The 17,408-nt window shown below is 70.1% G+C and carries 10 protein-coding genes; 5 read left to right on the top strand and 5 right to left on the bottom strand.

From position 1 onward, the window contains the following. Nucleotides 1-225 precede the first annotated feature (225 nt). The gene (locus FHU34_RS20065) at nt 226-2,580 is read right to left on the bottom strand and encodes an AbfB domain-containing protein (protein WP_208745043.1); all 2,355 of its coding nucleotides are present in this window, start codon (nt 2,578-2,580) and stop codon (nt 226-228) included. A 211-nt stretch (nt 2,581-2,791) separates the two neighbouring features. Here FHU34_RS20065 and FHU34_RS20060 point away from each other — a divergent pair, with 211 nt between their 5' ends. The 3 genes from FHU34_RS20060 (at nt 2,792) to pdxY (ending at nt 5,771) form a co-directional block, all read left to right on the top strand. Continuing rightward, nucleotides 2,792-3,808: a LacI family DNA-binding transcriptional regulator gene (locus FHU34_RS20060; protein WP_145782904.1), complete on the top strand. Its 1,017-nt coding sequence runs from the start codon at nt 2,792-2,794 to the stop codon at nt 3,806-3,808. A gap of 177 nt (nt 3,809-3,985) precedes the next feature. Next, entirely contained in the window at nt 3,986-4,780 is a 795-nt protein-coding gene (locus FHU34_RS20055; protein ID WP_145782902.1) for a S1 family peptidase, read from the top strand. Nucleotides 4,781-4,919: 139 nt separating this feature from the next. Next, entirely contained in the window at nt 4,920-5,771 is an 852-nt protein-coding gene (gene pdxY / locus FHU34_RS20050; RefSeq protein WP_145782899.1) for a pyridoxal kinase PdxY, read from the top strand. A gap of 107 nt (nt 5,772-5,878) precedes the next feature. On the opposite strand, the gene FHU34_RS20045 is transcribed toward pdxY, so the two are convergent. The 4 genes from FHU34_RS20045 to FHU34_RS20030 all read right to left on the bottom strand — a co-directional run bounded on the left by FHU34_RS20045 (nt 5,879) and on the right by FHU34_RS20030 (nt 9,910). Further along, nucleotides 5,879-6,211, bottom strand: a complete 333-nt coding sequence (locus FHU34_RS20045; protein WP_145782897.1) for a putative quinol monooxygenase — start codon at nt 6,209-6,211, stop codon at nt 5,879-5,881. 98 nt (nt 6,212-6,309) lie between these two features. Further along, on the bottom strand, nt 6,310-7,728 hold the full coding sequence (locus tag FHU34_RS20040) for a WGR domain-containing protein (protein ID WP_145782895.1): 1,419 nt from the start codon (nt 7,726-7,728) through the stop codon (nt 6,310-6,312). A 120-nt stretch (nt 7,729-7,848) separates the two neighbouring features. Further along, a complete protein-coding gene (locus FHU34_RS20035; protein ID WP_145782893.1) occupies nt 7,849-8,787 on the bottom strand; it encodes an acetamidase/formamidase family protein in 939 nt (312 codons plus the stop codon). A gap of 97 nt (nt 8,788-8,884) precedes the next feature. Further along, nucleotides 8,885-9,910, bottom strand: a complete 1,026-nt coding sequence (locus FHU34_RS20030) for a polysaccharide deacetylase family protein (protein WP_145782891.1) — start codon at nt 9,908-9,910, stop codon at nt 8,885-8,887. Nucleotides 9,911-10,363: 453 nt separating this feature from the next. Between FHU34_RS20030 and FHU34_RS20025 the strand changes: the two genes are divergently transcribed. Further along, nucleotides 10,364-11,443 carry a glycoside hydrolase family 19 protein gene (locus FHU34_RS20025; RefSeq protein WP_145782889.1) on the top strand — a complete coding sequence of 360 codons (1,080 nt, stop codon included), beginning with the start codon at nt 10,364-10,366 and terminating at the stop codon, nt 11,441-11,443. A gap of 247 nt (nt 11,444-11,690) precedes the next feature. Continuing rightward, a complete protein-coding gene (locus tag FHU34_RS20020; RefSeq protein ID WP_145782887.1) occupies nt 11,691-17,306 on the top strand; it encodes a GH92 family glycosyl hydrolase in 5,616 nt (1,871 codons plus the stop codon). Nucleotides 17,307-17,408 lie beyond the last annotated feature (102 nt).

Below are 17,408 nucleotides of genomic sequence, written 5' to 3'. Positions count from 1 at the left end.
GGCCCTCGAACGTCAGGGTCGGGCAACCGGCCATGACGGACTGTGGATTCGACGTGCCGCTCTCCCTCATGACCGGAAGAACGATCTTCCTGTCGCCCGGTGACGTCGCCGTGCCGTCGCGGTCCCGACAGTGGGTGCTCCGCGCTGAACCCGCGTCGCGGGGGCCTCCGGCCAGGCCGGATACCCCCGCGACGTCCTGTCGTGACGACCTTCCCGCGTGCGTGGTCAGGGCGCCCAGGGTGTGGTGATGTTCCAGGTGCTGTCGGCGGTCCACAACGTCGGTGTGTTGTACGCGTCGCCACCCGCGCCGTTGCTGAGCCAGATCTCCGAGTTGTAGTGCCGCAGGTACCTACCCCGGAAGTTGTACGACTCCAGCGAGACCCCAGCGCCGGTCAGCCCGACCCGCGCACACCAGGTGGCGTCGGCACGCATCAGCGTCGAGCCGTCGTCCGGAGAGTTGCGGACCCGGGAGTTCTGGTGGCGTAGGTACTGCCCGGGGAAGTTGACCGACTCGAACGAGTAGCAGCCGGCGTCGGCCAGGCCGGTCCGGACGGTGTACGTGGCGTCGGCCTTGAGCAGGCTGGAGCTCGCGGCGTCGACGACCTCGGTGAAGGCCAGGCTGTCCTGGTGACGCAGGTACCTGTTGGTGTAACCGGGCGTCGTCACCTGCAACGACCGTCGGGTGTTCACCGGCAGGGCCACGGGCGCCGAGCTGCCGATGGTCTTCGAGGCGTTGATCAGGGCGGTGTTGGCGGCGCGGACCCGCGCCTGATCCATCTTGACCACCTGCCGGTCGTAGGTGAGGAAGCCGTTCAGCTCGCCCTCCAGGTCGGTGATCTCGGTGTAGACCGAGGCGCTGAGTCCCTTGCCCAGCATCAGGTTCTGGCTGCCCTGCACCAGACCCACGTACCTGTCGGTGAGGGCGTTCGAGCTGGTCTGCCACTCGTAGGCGAAGAAGCCGCCGCTCGGGCTGTACTCGTGACCGGGGGTGTGCAGGCCCAGCCCGCCGAACTCACCGAGGACGGCGATCCGGCTGCTCGACGGCACGGGGGAGTCGGGTCCGAGGTAGACGTGCCAGTCATCGATGTCGCCGTTGCCGGGGTTGCCGAGGGACTGGCAGCAGTTGTGACCGCTGTGCGGGTTGACCAGCCGTGTCGGGTCCTGGTTCTTGATGTTCTGCGCGACCCGCCGGGTGTCGGCGAGGGAGCGCTCGCCCCAGCCCTCGTTGTACGGCGTGTACGCGACCACGGCGGGCGAGCTGCGGTGCTCGTCGACGATTTCGCGTGCCTCCGCCTCGAACTGGGCCTGCTGGGCGTCGGTGGGGTTGATGTCCTGGGCGGTCAGCGACGGGATGTCCTGCCAGACCAGCAGGCCCAGCCGGTCCGCGTGGTAGAACCAGCGCTGCGGTTCGACCTTGATGTGCTTGCGCACCATGTTGAAGCCCAGGTCCTTGTGCTTCTGCAGGTCGAAGGCGAGAGCGGCGTCGGTCGGCGCGGTGTAGAGGCCGTCCGGCCAGTAGCCCTGGTCGAGTGTGCCGACCTGGAACACGAATTGGCCGTTGAGCTTGGGGCGCAGCACCCCGTTCACCAGACCGGTGCTGATCTCCCGCATGCCGAAGTAGTGCGTGGTCCGGTCCACTGTGGCGCTGCCGGAGTTGCGGAGAGTGATCCGCAGGTTGTAGAGGAACGGGTCGTCGGGCGACCAGCGGCGGGCGTTGGGCACCGGCACGCTGAAGTCGGTGAAGCCGCCGGTGGCCGTTCCGACCACGGTGCTGCCGTTCAGCGCCTCGGCGAGCACGCTGTGGCCGCTCACGTTGCCCCTGGTGAAGACCCGGACCCGCACTGTGTTGTTGCCCAGGTTCGGGTAGACGTCCACGCTGCTGATGGAGGCCGCGGGCACCGGCTCCAGCCACACCGTCTGCCAGATGCCCGAACTCGGGGTGTAGAAGATCCCGCTGGGTGTCTTGGTCTGCTTGCCGATGGCCGGCAGGCTGCCGTTCTGACGGGTGTCGGTGGGATCCCAGACCTTGACGACGATCTCGTTCGTGCCGGTGGTGAGCTGGGGGGTCACGTCGAAGGTGAAGGCGTCGTAGCCGCCGGTGTGCGCGCCGACCCGGGTGCCGTTGACCCAGACGGTGCTCTGCCAGTCGACGGCGCCGAAGTGCAGCAGGGTGCGGCGGCCCGACCAGTTCGCCGGGATGGTGACCGTGCGCCGGTAGAACAGGTAGTTGCGGTTGTCGTTGGCGGCCCGCTGGATGCCGGACAGCGCGCTCTCCACCGGGAAGGGCACGTTGACCCGCTCGGGCAGGTCGGTGCCGAACTGCGGGGCGTCGTCGGTGGCCGACTGGCGCAGCTGCCACTCGCCGTTGAGGTTGAGCCAGTCCGGTCGCGTCATCTGCGGTCGCGGGTACTCGGGCAGCGGCGTTCCGGCCAGGGCCTGGCTGGTCCAGGGGGTGGTCAGTGGTGGCGTCTTGGCCGGCGCGGCGTGCGCCGGCATGGCTGGCGCGGCGAGGATGCCGGCGACCAGGGTGAGGATGAGCAGCAGCGGCAGGGTGGGGCGGATGGGGACCTGACGTGTCATGCCGTCTCCGGGGGGCGAGTCGCCGCGGGCGGTGCAGCCAAGCCCGAAGCGCGTGGGCGGTGGGCATCGGGTGGTCGTCGACGACGGACGGTGGTGGGCATATTGACATCCGTCATCGCCTGTATAACGTTATAGAGCCGCACCGGCCCTCCCGTCAATCCTTGTTCGTCGATGTCTCCGGTCCGGCGGTCCCTGCGAGAAGGGTCGGTGGATGGGCGTCAACCTCAAGGACATCGCCCAACGCGCCGGGGTGTCGCTGGCCACCGTCTCCAACGTGGTCAACGGGTACCGGCCGGTGGGGGAGCGGACCCGGCAACGTGTGCAACAGGCGATCGACGAACTCGGGTACAGCCCCAACCTGGGTGCCCGGCACCTCCGACGGGGGCGTACCGGGCTGATCGCCCTGGCCATCCCGGAACTGAACAACCCCTACTTCGCCGAACTTGCCGAGATCGCCATCTCCGAGGCCGCCGCGCTCGGCTACACGCTCGTCATGGAGAACACCGCCGCCGACCGCAAGGCCGAGCTGGCTCTCCTCGACGGAACCCGGCGGCACATCATCGACGGCCTGATCCTCAGTCCGGTGCGGATCGGCCGGGAGGAGGTGCTGGCCCGGAGCGCTGACACCCCGCTCGTGCTGATCGGTGAGGGTGTCTCCGACGTGCCGTACGACCACATCGCCATCGACAACGTCGCCGCCAGCCACGCGGCGATCCAGCACCTCGTGGCGATCGGCCGCCGACGGATAGCGTTCATCGGCGCCACGCCCGGTGGTGACCGGCAGTCGGCGCACCTGCGGGTACGCGGCTACCGGGAGGCCCTGGTCGCCGCCGGCCTGCCGTACCGCCCCCGGTTGGTCGCCCGCACCGACGCGTTCGGCCGACTCGACGGCAAGCGCGCGATGCGTGACCTGCTCGCCCTCGGTGACCCGCCCGACGCGGTGTTCGGTTACAACGACCTGGTCGCCATCGGCGCGCTGCGAACGTTGGCCGAGGCCGGTCTCCGGGTGCCGGAGGACGTCGCTGTGGTCGGGATCGACGACATCGAGGAGGGGCGCTTCGGTACGCCGACCCTCACCACCATCGCGCCGGACAAGAGGGAGATCGGCCGTCTCGCCGTACGCCGCCTCGTCGCCCGCATCGAGGGCACGGCGGTCGCGGCGCCGCTGACCGTGCAGACGCCGTTCCGGCTCGTCCGACGAGAGAGCACCGGCACGCCGGGCGGATGACGAGCGATCGCCCGCGAGCTGTCCGACGAGCCCGTGCGGTGCGTCTGCCGAGATCCATAGCGCCGGTGGTACGACCCAGAGAGGATGACCCGCCAGATCCAAAGATCTCAATATGATGACCGCTATCTCGAATGCCGGTGCGCTCACGAGGCGTGCCATCCTGATGCGGAGGAATGCATGGTTCGCTGGCGTACCCTCACTGGCCTGCTGGCCACCGCGTTGGCCGCGGTGACCGCGGCCAGCCTCACCCTCACCGCGCCGGCCGCCGCGGCCGACAGCCCCATCACGCCGAACGTCGTCGGCGGCACCCGCGCCGCCCAGGGCGAGTTCCCGTTCATGGTGCGACTCTCGATGGGATGCGGCGGGGCGCTGTACAGCCCCCGGCTGGTCCTCACCGCGGCTCATTGCGTGGGCGCGACCGGCACGAACACCAGCATCACCGCCACGCTCGGGGCGGTGGACCTCCAGTCGTCCAGCCGGATCACCGTCCGGTCGAACTACGTCTACCGGGCCCCCGGCTACAACGGGGCCGGCCGGGACTGGGCGCTGATCCGGCTGGCCAGCCCGGTCACCGGGCTGAGCACGCTGCCGATCGCCAGCACGACCGCCTACGACAGCGGCACCTTCACCGTCGCCGGGTGGGGCGCCGCCCGCGAGGGTGGCGGGCAGCAGCGGTACCTGCTCAAGGCGGCCGTCCCGTTCGTGAGTGACTCCGTCTGCAACGCCAACTACGGTGGCGACCTCATCCCCGCCCAGGAGATCTGCGCCGGCTACGCCAGCGGTGGCACGGACACCTGCCAGGGTGACTCGGGTGGCCCGATGTTCCGGCGCGACGCCTCCAACGCCTGGATCCAGGTCGGCATCGTCAGCTGGGGCAACGGCTGCGCCCGACCCAACTACCCGGGCGTCTACACCCAGGTGAGCTACTTCGCCTCGTCGATCGCCTCGGCGGCGGCGAGCCTCGGCGGCTGACCGTACGACCACTCGGGCGGCCCGGACGACGGTGTCCGGGCCGCCCGCTCGTGCCGTCACCGACGGGCGGCGAGTGGGCCAGCCGACAGAAACGGCGGGCCGCGCGTGCGGTCACCGCCGCGACGGCCATGATGGGCCGGTGAAGATCCTGTCCATCCAGTCGTCGGTCGCCTACGGACACGTCGGCAACTCGGCGGCGGTGTTTCCCCTGCAACGGCTCGGGCACGAGGTCTGGCCGGTCCTGACGGTGCACTTCTCCAACCACACCGGGTACGGTGCGTGGCGCGGACCGATGCTGGCGGCGGCCGACGTGGCCGAGGTGATCGCGGGCATCACCGACCGTGGGGTCCTCGGTAGCGCGGACGCGGTGTTGTCCGGCTACCAGGGTGACCCGGCCATGGGGGCGGTGATCCTGGACGCGGTCGAGAAGGTCAAGGCCCTCAACCCGGCAGCTGTGTACTGCTGCGACCCGGTGATGGGCGACGCCGGTCGTGGCATGTTCGTCCGCCCGGGAATCCCGGAGTACCTGCGCGACACCGTCGTGCCGCGTGCCGACATCATCACGCCGAACCACTTCGAGCTGGACTTCCTCGCCGGGCGTACGACGACCTCGTTGGCGGAGGTGCTCGACGCGGTCGACGTCGTACGCGCGACCGGCCCCCGGCACGTCCTGGTGACCAGCGTGCTGCACGGCGACCTGCCGCCGGACGCGCTGGAGGTGGTGGCCGTCTCGGACGAGGGTGCCTGGGCGGTGACGACACCGCTGCTGCCGATCAACCCGAACGGCGGGGGCGACATCACCGCGGCGTTGTACCTCGCGCACCTCTGGACGACGGGCTCACCCGCTATCGCGTTGGAACGCACGATCGCTTCCGTCTTCGCCGTGCTCGAAGCGACAGTCGCGGCGGGCACCCGGGAGATCCAGCTCGTCGCCGCGCAGGACGTGATCGCCGACCCGCCGGCCCGGTTCACCGCCCGCCGGCTCCGCTGACGGCAGGTCGGCCCCGCTGCCGGCGGTGCGGCGCTCCTGTCGGCGGTGCGGCGCCGCTGTCGGCGGGTCGCCGACGGACCCGCCGACGGCCCGAGGATCCGATCCGGTCAGCGGCCCTCGGGGACGGCCATCTCGCCGAGCAGCGACCAGTCGTCCTGCGGCACAGTGGCGTTCACGATGCGCGGGGTCTCGGCCAGGTGCGGCGGCAGGGTCTCCTGGGCCTTGCGGAAGTGCGCCGACTGCACGTGAGCCCCGCCGGCCTCGCCGTCACGGAACGCCTCGACCAGCACGTACTCGGTCGGGTCGTCCACGCTGCGCGACCAGTCGAACCACAGGCAACCCGGCTCGGCCCGGGTCGCCTGGGTGAACTCGGCGGCGATCTGCGGCCACTGGTCGGCGTGCTCGGGCAGGATGCGGAACTTGGCGGTAATGAAGATCATGGCCCCAGGCTACCCAGAACGACCGGGCGCGGACGGGCCAGCCGCCCAGCGTGGCGTGCGTGCCGCCCCGGCCGGGACGGCACCATCACCCGTGACGGTCAGCGCAGCCGGCGGATGTCGCCGTACGCGCGGTAGTAACCACCGCGGCTGGACTCGCGCACCTCGGTCACCAGATAGCGGGCACCCGGCTCGCGAATCCCCTTGGGGAACTGCACCGACCAGTCGTGCCGGTAGCCGTCGGAGAGCACCTGGACCCGCAGCCGCCCCCGGTCGTCACGGCACTGCACGACCACGCCCGCGCCCGAGTCGCTGGTCACCTCGACGATCGTCGGTTGCACCGGTTGGGGCGCCTGCCGGGGCGCCTTGATGTCGCGTACCTCGGGCACGTCACCGGCCTGGGCGGCGCGGATCGCCGGCTCGCTCGCGTCGATGCAGGCCAGATGGCCGCCGGTGGTGACGACGTAGAGCCGGTCGTCGTGGTACTGCATCGAGTACGCCGAGCCGCAGCCGGTGCCGAGCTTCCACAGCCGGGTGCCGTCCGCGTCGAAGCAGTAGATCGAGGACTGGCTGTCGCCGGCGAAGACGTACCGACCCCCCTCGGCGGTCGCGCAGGAGAACACCGGGGCGTCGCAGAGGTAACTGCGCTCGTGCCGACCCGACTTGGACAGGCGTACCACCTCGCGGCTGCTCGTCCCGGCGAACACACTGCCGTTCTCCTGCCAGCCGAACAGCACCGCGCCGGTCTTGGTGTGCCACAACTCGCTGCCGGTACGCCACTCGTAGCCGGTCACGCCCTGCGAATGGCCGTGGTAGATCGCGTCGCGGTCACACCGCACCATCCAGGCCGAGCGCCCCCGCCCGGGCCTGCGCCACAGGAACTCGTCCTCGTGGTCGACGGCGGTTATCCCACCGTCGGCGTCCGAGACGCCCAGGACGCCGTCGTGGATGTCGAGCCAGTAGATGTCGATCTCCGGAGCGATCGCGTACGCCACCCGGGGCACCTTGCCGGAGAGGTCGTAGACGTTGCCGTCGTCGCAGCCGGCGTAGACCCATGCGTCGTCGGCGACGATGCATTTCACCCCGTCGGGCAGACGCACCTGGCTGCGCACCCGGGCGTCGTGGTCGAGCGTGGTGATGACGCCGTGCTCGTTGCCGACCATGCAGTGCTGCCCGTCGACGAAGATGCCGAAGGCGGGAGCGCCGGAGTCGTAGCGCCAGAGCACCGGGGCGGTGTGCGCGGTCGAGCGGGTGCTGACGATCTGCCGCCGGGAGACGGAGCGCTTCTGCCGGACGCCCGGGACGGCCGGCGCGTACCCCTTGCGGACCTTCTCCCCGATCTTCTTCGCCGCGGCTGCGCGGGCGCGGGCGTTGTCCGGGTAGGCGCTCGCCTTGACCTGACCCTGGTCGCCGATCCGGCCGTAGCGAACGGTCAGCGTGGCGTTGTCGACGATGACCTCGTAGAACTTGTGTGCACCGTCCACTTCGGACAGTTCGAGGTAGGTCGTCTCCTGGGACATGGGCGGGCCTCCGAGGGGTCAGCGACCGGCTCGACGTGGCCGGCGTGGCGACAGTGACCACACGCTAACGACCGCCCCCGACAGAACCGGCAGGCGCTCGTCGGCGCGGACCCCGCGTCATCACCGCCCCGGCCAGCCCAGCGCGTCGTCGCGTAGCACCGCGTGCGCGCCGACGGTCTGGTTCACGATCTGCGTCACCCGGACGTCGACCGCGATGCTGGCCAGCGCCACCGCGTCCGCGCGGCTGAGCCCGTGCAGCCGCTGCATCACTGTCAGCATCGAGTCCAGGGCCGCGAACGTGGCGTCGTCGAGGGACGCGCCGACGCCCAGGGTCAGCCACGCATCCGCGGTGCGCGCCACCGGCCCGGTGAGCGGAAAGTCGTCCCGAACGTCGAGGGTCACCGTCACCTCGTCCATCGGGCACTCGATCGCGGTGCCCCCGACCTCGCCGTCGCCCTGTGCGGCGTGCCCGTCCCCGACCGAGAAGAGCGCGCCGTCCACCGGGATCGGCAGAAACAGTGTGCTGCCGGCGGTGAGGTCCTTGCAGTCCAGGTTTCCGCCGCATGGGCGCGGTGGGATCGTCGAGTGACGTCCCGGCTCGGCCGGTGGCATGCCGAGCACCCCCATGAAGGGACGCAGGGCGACAGTGTGGCCGTGTTGGTTGCGGCCCGTCATCGTCGCCGGGTCCAGCGTCCAGGCGTGTACCACCGGGTGTTCCTCGACGCCGTAGTGCTTGTTGAAGTCGCTCGGCCAACCGCCGGCGACAGTCGTCCCCCAGGTGGCCGGGACGACCGCGTCGATGCGTACCGCGAGGGTTTGGCCGGCGCGCGCACCGCGGAGGGCGACCGGACCGACCAACGCGTGTCCGTGGTCGGGGCGATGCTGCGCGACCCGGGGGCGGTCCCGGTTCGGTCCGCCGGGGTACGGGCCGGCCGACCACCAGCAGTCCAGGGTGCGGTAGGTGACGGTGTCGCCGGGATCGATGGTGAGCACCGGTCGGAAGTCGGGGGAGAAGTGGCCGTGCAGGGTGTCGTCCCCGGGCGTGAGGGTGTGGCGCATGAGGTGCAGGTTAGTGGCGTCCGGTCGGCCCTCATGGGGTGCGCGGTGCGCGGCGGGTGCCGGGCGCACCCGCCGCGCACGTCTCGCCCCGGCGGTGTCAGCCGGAGGTGCAGGAGCGGATCTGTGGACGGGCGCTGCTGTTGCCGTTGGTCATCGTGGTGAAGCCGAAGGTGTTGCCGCTGCCGTTGGACCGCATGGTCATGACGGTGCCGCTGCTGTCCCAGGTGGCGGTGCCGTTCCAGATGGTGGAGACCCGCTGCGGTGAGGTGAGGGCCACGACCACCGTCCACGTGGTGGCGCCGCTGACCGTCACCGACGTGTTGTACCGGTCGCCCCAGACGTTCGTGGTCGTCGCCGTCGCGGTGCAGCTACCGCCGGTGGGGGGTGGGGTGCCGCCGTCGGGCGGCGGGGTCGTGCCGTCGGGCGCGACGGCCCGGCCGGTGGACGGCGAGATCATGCCGGGGCACAGGTTGCGGCTGGTCAGGTTGGCCACGATCTGGGGAATCGCGTCGCGGGTGTTCTGGATCCCGTCGTGCATGAGGATGACCTGACCGGCTTGCAGGCGGCTCGCGTTGGAGACGATCTGGCTGACGCTGGCCCCGTTCCAGTCCTGCGAGTCCACGTCCCACAGCACCTGGCGCATGCCGAGCGAGGACGCGACGGACTGGAGCGTGGAGTTGGTCTCCCCGTACGGAGGCCGGAACAACACCGGCCGGCTGCCGGTCGCCGACTGGATCGCCGAGCTGGTCTGGGACAGGTCCGACTGCATCTGCGACTGACTCATCGAGGTCATGTGCGCGTGGTTCCAACTGTGGTTGGCGACCCACATGCCGGCGGAGACCTGCGCCTGCGCGGGCGAGCGGTTGTTCTGGACGTTCTGCCCGACGTTGAACATGGTGGCCCGTACGCCGTTGCTGCGCAGCACGTTCAGCAGCGCGCCGGTGCTGCCGGTCGGGCCGTCGTCGAAGGTGAGGCCGACGTACCCGTTGCAGGTGGCGGCGCTCGACGGGGTCGAGGTGGCCGCGAGGACGACGCCGCACATCGCGACGGCGGTGGCGAGGACGGCGAGCGCCGCGCGCAACCGCCTCGACCACAGGGCCGTGCGGGGGAAGAGCCTGCTCATCTGGTGCCCCTTCGCGCAGGCCCGGCCGGATGCCTGGGCAGCACGGTCCGGACGGGTGTGGATGAGTGGGGAGGTCATGCCGGCCGACGTGGCTCACATTGACCTCGATGGATCGGAGTATTACAGCGGGAATTCCAACGCGTCAACAACTTCCGGAACAGCTCCGGAACGCGTCAGGGGGCACTGTGGGCAGCCGATCCGTCCCTGTGCTGCATGTCTGGCTGGACGGGAGGCTTCCGCTCAGCGGCTCGGCCGCACCTGCCGTCCCACCCGCCGCGACATGATCCGGAAAGCTGCCGGAAATACCGGTGTCGATCCCGGTGCGACCCCTGCCCACCACCCGCAGCTGGCGTCAGGGGAAACAGTAAAGACTGTGAACAGAAGATGTTACAGTCACTGCCATCGATATCCGGCTGGATTCCGGCCAATGGAGTTCCAGGAAGGAGTGATCACATGACGAGACTGCGCGCGCTGGTCGCGCTGGCGGCACTGATCGTCGCCGGCACGTTTGTCGCGGTCATCCCGCCCACCGCCGCGTCGGCGGCGGCCTGCTCGGCATCGTGGCAGGCCTCTGCCGTCTACTGGGGAGACGCCCAGGTCTCCCACAACGGCCGCAACTACCGGGCGAAGTGGTGGACCCAGAACGAGGCGCCGCCCGGCACGACAGGCGTCTGGGAGGATCTCGGAGCGTGCGGGGGAGGCACCACACCGCCCACCGGCGGCACCTGCAACCACCCGAACTGGGTCGCCGGAACCTGGTACGCCGCCGGCGCGATAGTGCGGTACACCAACGGTCTCTACTACGTCGCCGAGCACGACAATCCCGGGTACGACCCAATCGTCAGCACCTGGTACTGGGAGCCGTACACCTGTGGTGGCCAACCGCCGACCACCCCGCCGCCCACCAACCCGGGAGGCTTCGTGGTCACCGAGGCCCAGTTCAACCAGATGTTCCCGGGTCGCAACTCCTTCTACACCTACTCCGGGCTCGTCGCCGCGCTCAGCGCCTATCCGGCGTTCGCGAAGAGCGGCAGCACCACAGTGCAACGTCAGGAGGCCGCGGCCTTCCTGGCGAACGTCTACCACGAGACCGGTGGGCTCGTGCACATCGTCGAGCAGAACACGGCGAACTACCCGCACTACTGCGACCCCAACCAGTCGTACGGCTGCCCGGCCGGACAGGCGGCCTACTACGGGCGCGGGCCGATCCAGCTCAGCTGGAACTTCAACTACAACGCCGCAGGCAACGCCCTCAACCTGCCGCTGCTGACCAACCCGTGGCTGGTGCAGACCGACGCCGCGGTGGCCTGGAAGACCGGGATCTGGTACTGGATGACCCAGAACGGGCCGGGCACCATGACCGCCCACAACGCGATGGTCACAGGTGCCGGGTTCGGCCAGACGATCCGCAGCATCAACGGCTCGATCGAGTGCAACGGCGGTAACCCCGCCCAGGTGCAGAGCCGCGTCACCAGGTACCAGCAGTTCGTCGGCATCCTCGGTGTGTCGGCCGGAGCCAACCTCTACTGCTGATTGCCCGCCGGGCCTCGGCGTCCCGCCACCGTGCGGCGTCGAGGCCCGGTACGCGTCGCTCCGGGCAACCCGTTGACAGGGCCGTGGTACGCCCGGAACTATCAGCGAACAGTTCACCGCTCCGACTTTCGTTGATCGCCAACCGGTATGACAACGATGTCAGGGCCTGACCAGCACCACCGCACGCTCCACACTGCCCCGACCTTCGACGTACTCGACCGGTTCGAGTCGAAAGGCACCGTCCCCCATGTCACATAGCCCCCCTGCACGTTCCCTGTCTCCCCGCCTGGTCGCCGCGACGACAGCCGTCCTGCTGCCGCTGGGCCTGCTCGTGGCCGCACCCCTGGCCAACGCCGCTCCCTCCTCGGCGACGCCGGGCAACTTCAGCTCCTCGTTCGAGACCGCCGACCCGCAGCCCGCCACCAGCACGGTGGAGGTCGGCGCGAACGGCAAGCCGATTCAGGCGAACCTGAGCGGCACTGTCACCACGTTGCCCGGCAGCCTGCTCGGGCAGGTCAGCGCGGTGACCGCGAGCGACGAGTACCAGCCCCGCGAGATCGCCGCGAACCTCGCCGACGACGACTCGTCGACCAAGTGGCTCGTGTTCCAGACGACCGGCTGGGTGACCTACCGGTTCGCCGAGCCGGTGACGGTCAAGCGCTACTCGCTGACCTCGGCCAACGACGCGCCGAGCCGCGACCCCAAGGACTTCGTCGTGCAGGGGTCGACCGACGGCACCTCGTGGACCGACCTGGACAAGCGCTCCGGTGAGAAGTTCGGCGGCCGGTTCGCCACCAACCGCTACAGCGTCACCAACACGAACGCCTACGCCTACTACCGGCTGAACGTCACCGCGAACTCCGGCGACTCCCTGCTGCAACTCGCCGACTGGAACGTCAGCGACGGCTCGGACGTCCGCCCGCCGGCCACGCCGATGGTCAGCGAGGCCACCGCCGGACCGAACGGCGGCTACACCACGAAGCCGGACGCCGGGTTCACCGGGCTCGCCGCGCTGCGCTACTCCGGCGGCGCCGAGGGCGACGGTCGCTCGTACGCCACCAACAAGCTGTTCGACGTCAACGTCCCGGTGGGGCCGAAGACCCGACTGTCGTACAAGATCTTCCCCGAGTTCACCACCGGGAACGCCCGGTACCCGTCCACCTACGCCGCCGTCGACCTGCACTTCACCGACGGCAGCTACCTGAGTGGACGCTCGCCAGTCGACCAGCACGGCAATCTGCTCACCGCCGCCGGCCAGGGCGCGTCGAAGGTGCTCTTCGCCGACCAGTGGAACCTGGTGCAGGCCGACCTTGGCACCGTCGCCCGCGGCAAGACGATCGACCGCATCCTGCTCGCGTACGACAACCCGCAGGCCACCGGTGACACCCAGTTCCAGGGCTGGCTCGACGACATCGAACTGACGGCCACGCCGGCGTCGATCGACGGCTCGAAGCTGACCAACTACGTCGACACCCGACGCGGCACCAACTCGACCAGCGGTTTCTCGCGCGGCAACAACCTGCCGATCACCGCCGTGCCGAACGGGTTCAACTTCTTCACCCCGGTCACCGACGCGACCTCGGACTCGTGGGAGTACGAGTACCACCGGATCAACAACGCGGCCAACCTGCCCATGCTGCAGGGCCTCGCGATCTCCCACGAGCCGAGCCCGTGGATGGGTGACCGCAACCAGATGTCGGTGATGCCGGTCGTCGGCGGCGGTTCCCTGACCGGTCAGCCGGCCAGCCGCGCGCTCGCCTTCCGCCACGACGACGAGATCGCGCAGCCCGACCTCTACCGGGTCACGCTGCAGAACGGCCTCGTCGCGGAGATGTCACCGACCGACCACGCCGGGATCATGCGGTTCACCTTCCCGACCGGGCAGGCGACCGGAAGTCTCGTCTTCTACAACGGCACGTTCACCATCGGCACGGACGGCACGCTCACCGGCTGGGTGGACAACGGAAGCGGCCTGTCCGCCGGCCGTAGCCGCATGTTCGTGGCGGGTGCCTTCGACCGGGCGCCCACGGCGTCCGCCGCGACGTCGGCCACCTTCGACGTCTCCACGAACCGGGAGGTGACGATGCGCCTCGCGACGTCGTTCCTCTCCGTCGACCAGGCCCGCCGCAACCTCGACCTGGAGGTCACCGGTAGGAGCTTCGACCAGGTCCACGCCGCCGCGACGGCAGCGTGGAAGGACCGGCTCGGCCGGGTCGAGGTGCGCGGTGCCACCGAACCGCAGCTCGTCACGATGTACTCCAACCTGTACCGGTTGAACCTCTACCCGAACTCGCAGTCGGAGAACACCGGCACCGCCGCCGCCCCGCGGTGGCAGTACGCCAGCCCGGTCTCCGCGCCCACCGGCGCGTCGACCCCCACCCAGACCGGCGCGAAGATCGTCGACGGACAGATCTACGTCAACAACGGCTTCTGGGACACCTACCGCACCGTGTGGCCCGCCTACGCGCTGCTGTACCCGGACGTCGCCGCGAAGATCTCCGACGGGTTCGTCCAGCACTACCGCGACGGCGGCTGGATCGCCCGCTGGTCGTCTCCCGGGTACGCCGACCTGATGACCGGCACCAGCGCCAACGTGGCCCTGGCCCAGGCGTACCTCACCGGGGTCAAGCTGCCCGACCCGCTCGCGGCGTACGACGCGGCGGTCAAGGACGCGACGGTCGCGTCCGGGCGCAGCGCGGTCGGCCGCAAGGGCATCGAGACCTCCCTGTTCCTCGGCTACACGCCCACCTCCACGGGCGAGTCGGTGTCCTGGGCGCTGGAGGGGTTCATCAACGACTACGGCATCGGCAACATGGCCGCGGCGCTCGCCAAGGACCCGGCCACGCCGAAGTCCGAGCGCGCCCGGCTCAAGGAGGAGTCCCGCTACTTCCTGGAGCGGGCCCGCAACTACGTCCACCTGTTCGACCCGAAGACGAAGCTCTTCCAGGGCCGCGACGCCGCCGGCAACTTCCTCGCCGGCGACCCGCTGGACTGGGGTGGCGTCTACACCGAGACCAACGGGTGGAACTTCGCCTTCACCGCCCAGCAGGACGGGCAGGGCCTCGCCAACCTGTACGGCGGGCAGAAGGCACTGCGGGACAAGCTCGACACGTTCTTCGCCACCCCGGAGAACGCCGACCGCCCCGGTGGGTACGGCGGCATCATCCACGAGATGGTCGAGGCGCGCGCGGTGCGGATGGGTCAGCTCGGCATGAGCAACCAGCCGTCGCACCACATCCCGTACATGTACAACTTCGCCGGCGCGCCGGCCAAGACGCAGGCGGCGGTACGGGAGATCCTGCGCCGCCTCTACGTCGGCAGCGAGATCGGCCAGGGCTACCTGGGCGACGAGGACAACGGCGAGATGTCGTCGTGGTACATCCTCAGCTCGCTGGGCATCTACCCGCTGCAGGCCGGATCGGCCGAGTGGACCATCGGATCGCCGCAGTTCACCAGGATGACGGTGCGTCGCCCCACCGGCGACATCGTCGTCAACGCGCCGGCCAACAGCACGCGCAACATCTACGTGCAGGACGTCAAGGTCAACGGCAAGAAGCAGCACGGTCTGTCGGTGGACGTGACCGCGCTCGCCAAGGGCGGCACCATCGACTTCCAGATGGGCCCCAACCCGTCGTCCTGGGGCAGCGGCAAGAAGGACGCGCCGCCGTCGCTGACCAAGGGCGACGATGCGCCGAAGCCGTTGCAGGACACCACCGGGCCCGGTCTCGGCACCGCGACCGCGACCGGCGGCCAGGACGCGTCGAAGCTGTTCGACGACTCGTCGACGACGCAGCTGACCTTCACCTCGGCGACGCCGCAGATCACCTGGACCAACCGTGGTGGCAAGCAGAAGCCGACGTACTACACAGTGACGTCCGGGGCCGGTGCCGGCGACCCGGCGGACTGGCGTCTGCAGGGCTCCAACGACGGCATCACCTGGACCACTGTGGACTCCCGCAAGGACCAGGCGTTCCGGTGGCGCAACCAGACCCGCCCGTATACGATCGACAAGCCGGGTCGGTTCGCGCAGTTCCGGCTCGCCGTGACGAAGACCGTCGGCGCCGCGCAGACCAACCTCGCCGAGATCGAGTTGCTCGCCGGCGGGGACCTGGCCATCGGCGGTGGCGACATCACGGTGACCGCCGAGGGCAAGGTCCACGCGACGTCCGGCGTACCGGTCTCGGTGCCGCTGGCATCCGTCACCGGCGGCACCGCCGACGGCTACCGGGCCACGATCGACTGGGGTGACGGCACTCCGGTCACCGAGGGCACCCTGACGCTCAGCTCGCGCGCCGTCTACAGCGTCGGTGGATCGCACACCTACGCCACGCCGGGCTACCACCAGGCCAACGTCACGGTGACCGACGGCGAGAGCCAGAGCTCCGCGACGGTCGGCGTCGAGGTGGCGTACGCCCCGAAGTCCGGCCTCACCGCCGCCTTCGACACCGTCTGCGTCGGCGACGAAGGGGTCCTAGCGGCCGACTGCGACGCCAAGTCGTGGGCGTACTCGCGGGCCGCCCTCACGGCGGGCGGCGCGGTCCAGGGCCAGCGGCAGCAGGTTCCCGGAACGGCACTGCAGTTCACCCTGCCGGTGATCCCGCCCGGACAGCCTGACAACGCCACCGGCAACGGCGCGACTGTCGTTCTCGACCTGCCGGCCGACGCCCGGAACATCTCGTTCATCGGCGCCGGAACGCAGGGCAACCAGAGCACCACCGGCACGGCGACGTTCAGCGACGGCAGCACCGCCAGCATCCCGATCCAGTTCAGCGACTGGACGCTGGGCGGCAACGCCAACGGCACCCCGTCCTACGGCAACATCATCGTCGCCAAGACGGCGTACCGACTGCACGGCACCAGCCGGGACGGCGCCCAGCCGTTCCTGTTCGCCACCGCGCCGTACCAGATCCCGGCGGGCAAGACGCTGGTGTCGGTGACCCTGCCGACGCAGACCGGCGACCCCCGCTCGGCGGGCCGGATCCACGTGTTCGCCGTCGCCAACGACGGCACGCCGGCCCCCGCGCTGACCACCGACGCACCGAAGGACCAGACGGCGAACGTCGGGCAGGCCCTCACGGCGAGCCTCGGTTCGGTGACCGGCGGCGTTCCCGGCACGACGGGCTACCGCGCCCGCGTCCAGTGGGGTGACGGCACGGCTCCGGAGGACGTCACGATCGACGCGTCCGGTGCCATGACCGGGCAGCACACCTACACCAGCGAGGGCACCTACACGGTGCACGTCACCGCGTGGGACACGCTGTCCAGCAGCACCAAGGCGTTCACCGTCACCGTGGCGAGGGGTGGATCGCAGCCGGCGATCGCACTCTCCTCGGCGGGCAGCGTCACCACCGGCGGAGCGATCACCGTCGACGGCAGCGGGTTCGCCGCAGGCGAGCAGGTGACCGTCAGCGTCGGCACCGACCCGGCCCGGACCACGAAGGTCGCGGCCTCGGCGAAGGGAACAGTACGAGTGTCGGTTCCGACGTCCGATGACGCGCAGCCCGGCCGGTACGCGGTCACCGCAACCGGCGCGTCCTCCCGTACGCCGGCCACGGTCACCGTCCAGGTGACCGAGCAGGCGCAGGCGCGGACCTACCAGCCGAGGGTGGCGCTGTTGACGGCCTCGGGGCCGCGCGGAACGGCGATCACCGTCGACGGTCTCGGGTTCGTGCCGAACGAGGTGGTCACGATCGCCTTCGGCAACGGCGTCGCGGTCACCACCGTGCGCGCGAACGGTGACGGTGTCATCTCGGGCGCGACGGTGAGCGTTCCGGGAGCGGCGAAGCCTGGCGCGACAAGCGTCACGCTGACCGGCGAGACGTCGGCCACGAAGGTGTCCCGACCGTTCACCGTCACCGGCTAGAACCGGAGTCGACGCGTCGGGCGGGCCGTGCACACGGCCCGCCCGACGCGGGGCGGAACTGACCGCCGCAGTGCCGTACCGTCGCCCGCGATGGCGGAATAC

This window comes from Micromonospora taraxaci, from assembly GCF_007830095.1.
Lineage (GTDB): Bacteria > Actinomycetota > Actinomycetes > Mycobacteriales > Micromonosporaceae > Micromonospora > Micromonospora taraxaci.
This window is presented reverse-complemented; position numbering and strand designations above follow the sequence as displayed.

Bases quoted from the DNA above. Each gene is read 5' to 3' on its own strand.
- FHU34_RS20045 (WP_145782897.1), bottom strand. From the start codon at position 6,211: ATGATCTTCATTACCGCCAAGTTCCGCATCCTGCCCGAGCACGCCGAC.
- FHU34_RS20020 (WP_145782887.1), top strand. From the start codon at position 11,691: ATGTCACATAGCCCCCCTGCACGTTCCCTGTCTCCCCGCCTGGTCGCC.
- FHU34_RS20060 (WP_145782904.1), top strand. From the start codon at position 2,792: ATGGGCGTCAACCTCAAGGACATCGCCCAACGCGCCGGGGTGTCGCTG.
- FHU34_RS20040 (WP_145782895.1), bottom strand. From the start codon at position 7,728: ATGTCCCAGGAGACGACCTACCTCGAACTGTCCGAAGTGGACGGTGCA.
- FHU34_RS20030 (WP_145782891.1), bottom strand. From the start codon at position 9,910: ATGAGCAGGCTCTTCCCCCGCACGGCCCTGTGGTCGAGGCGGTTGCGC.
- FHU34_RS20055 (WP_145782902.1), top strand. From the start codon at position 3,986: ATGGTTCGCTGGCGTACCCTCACTGGCCTGCTGGCCACCGCGTTGGCC.
- FHU34_RS20035 (WP_145782893.1), bottom strand. From the start codon at position 8,787: ATGCGCCACACCCTCACGCCCGGGGACGACACCCTGCACGGCCACTTC.
- FHU34_RS20065 (WP_208745043.1), bottom strand. From the start codon at position 2,580: ATGACACGTCAGGTCCCCATCCGCCCCACCCTGCCGCTGCTGCTCATC.
- FHU34_RS20025 (WP_145782889.1), top strand. From the start codon at position 10,364: ATGACGAGACTGCGCGCGCTGGTCGCGCTGGCGGCACTGATCGTCGCC.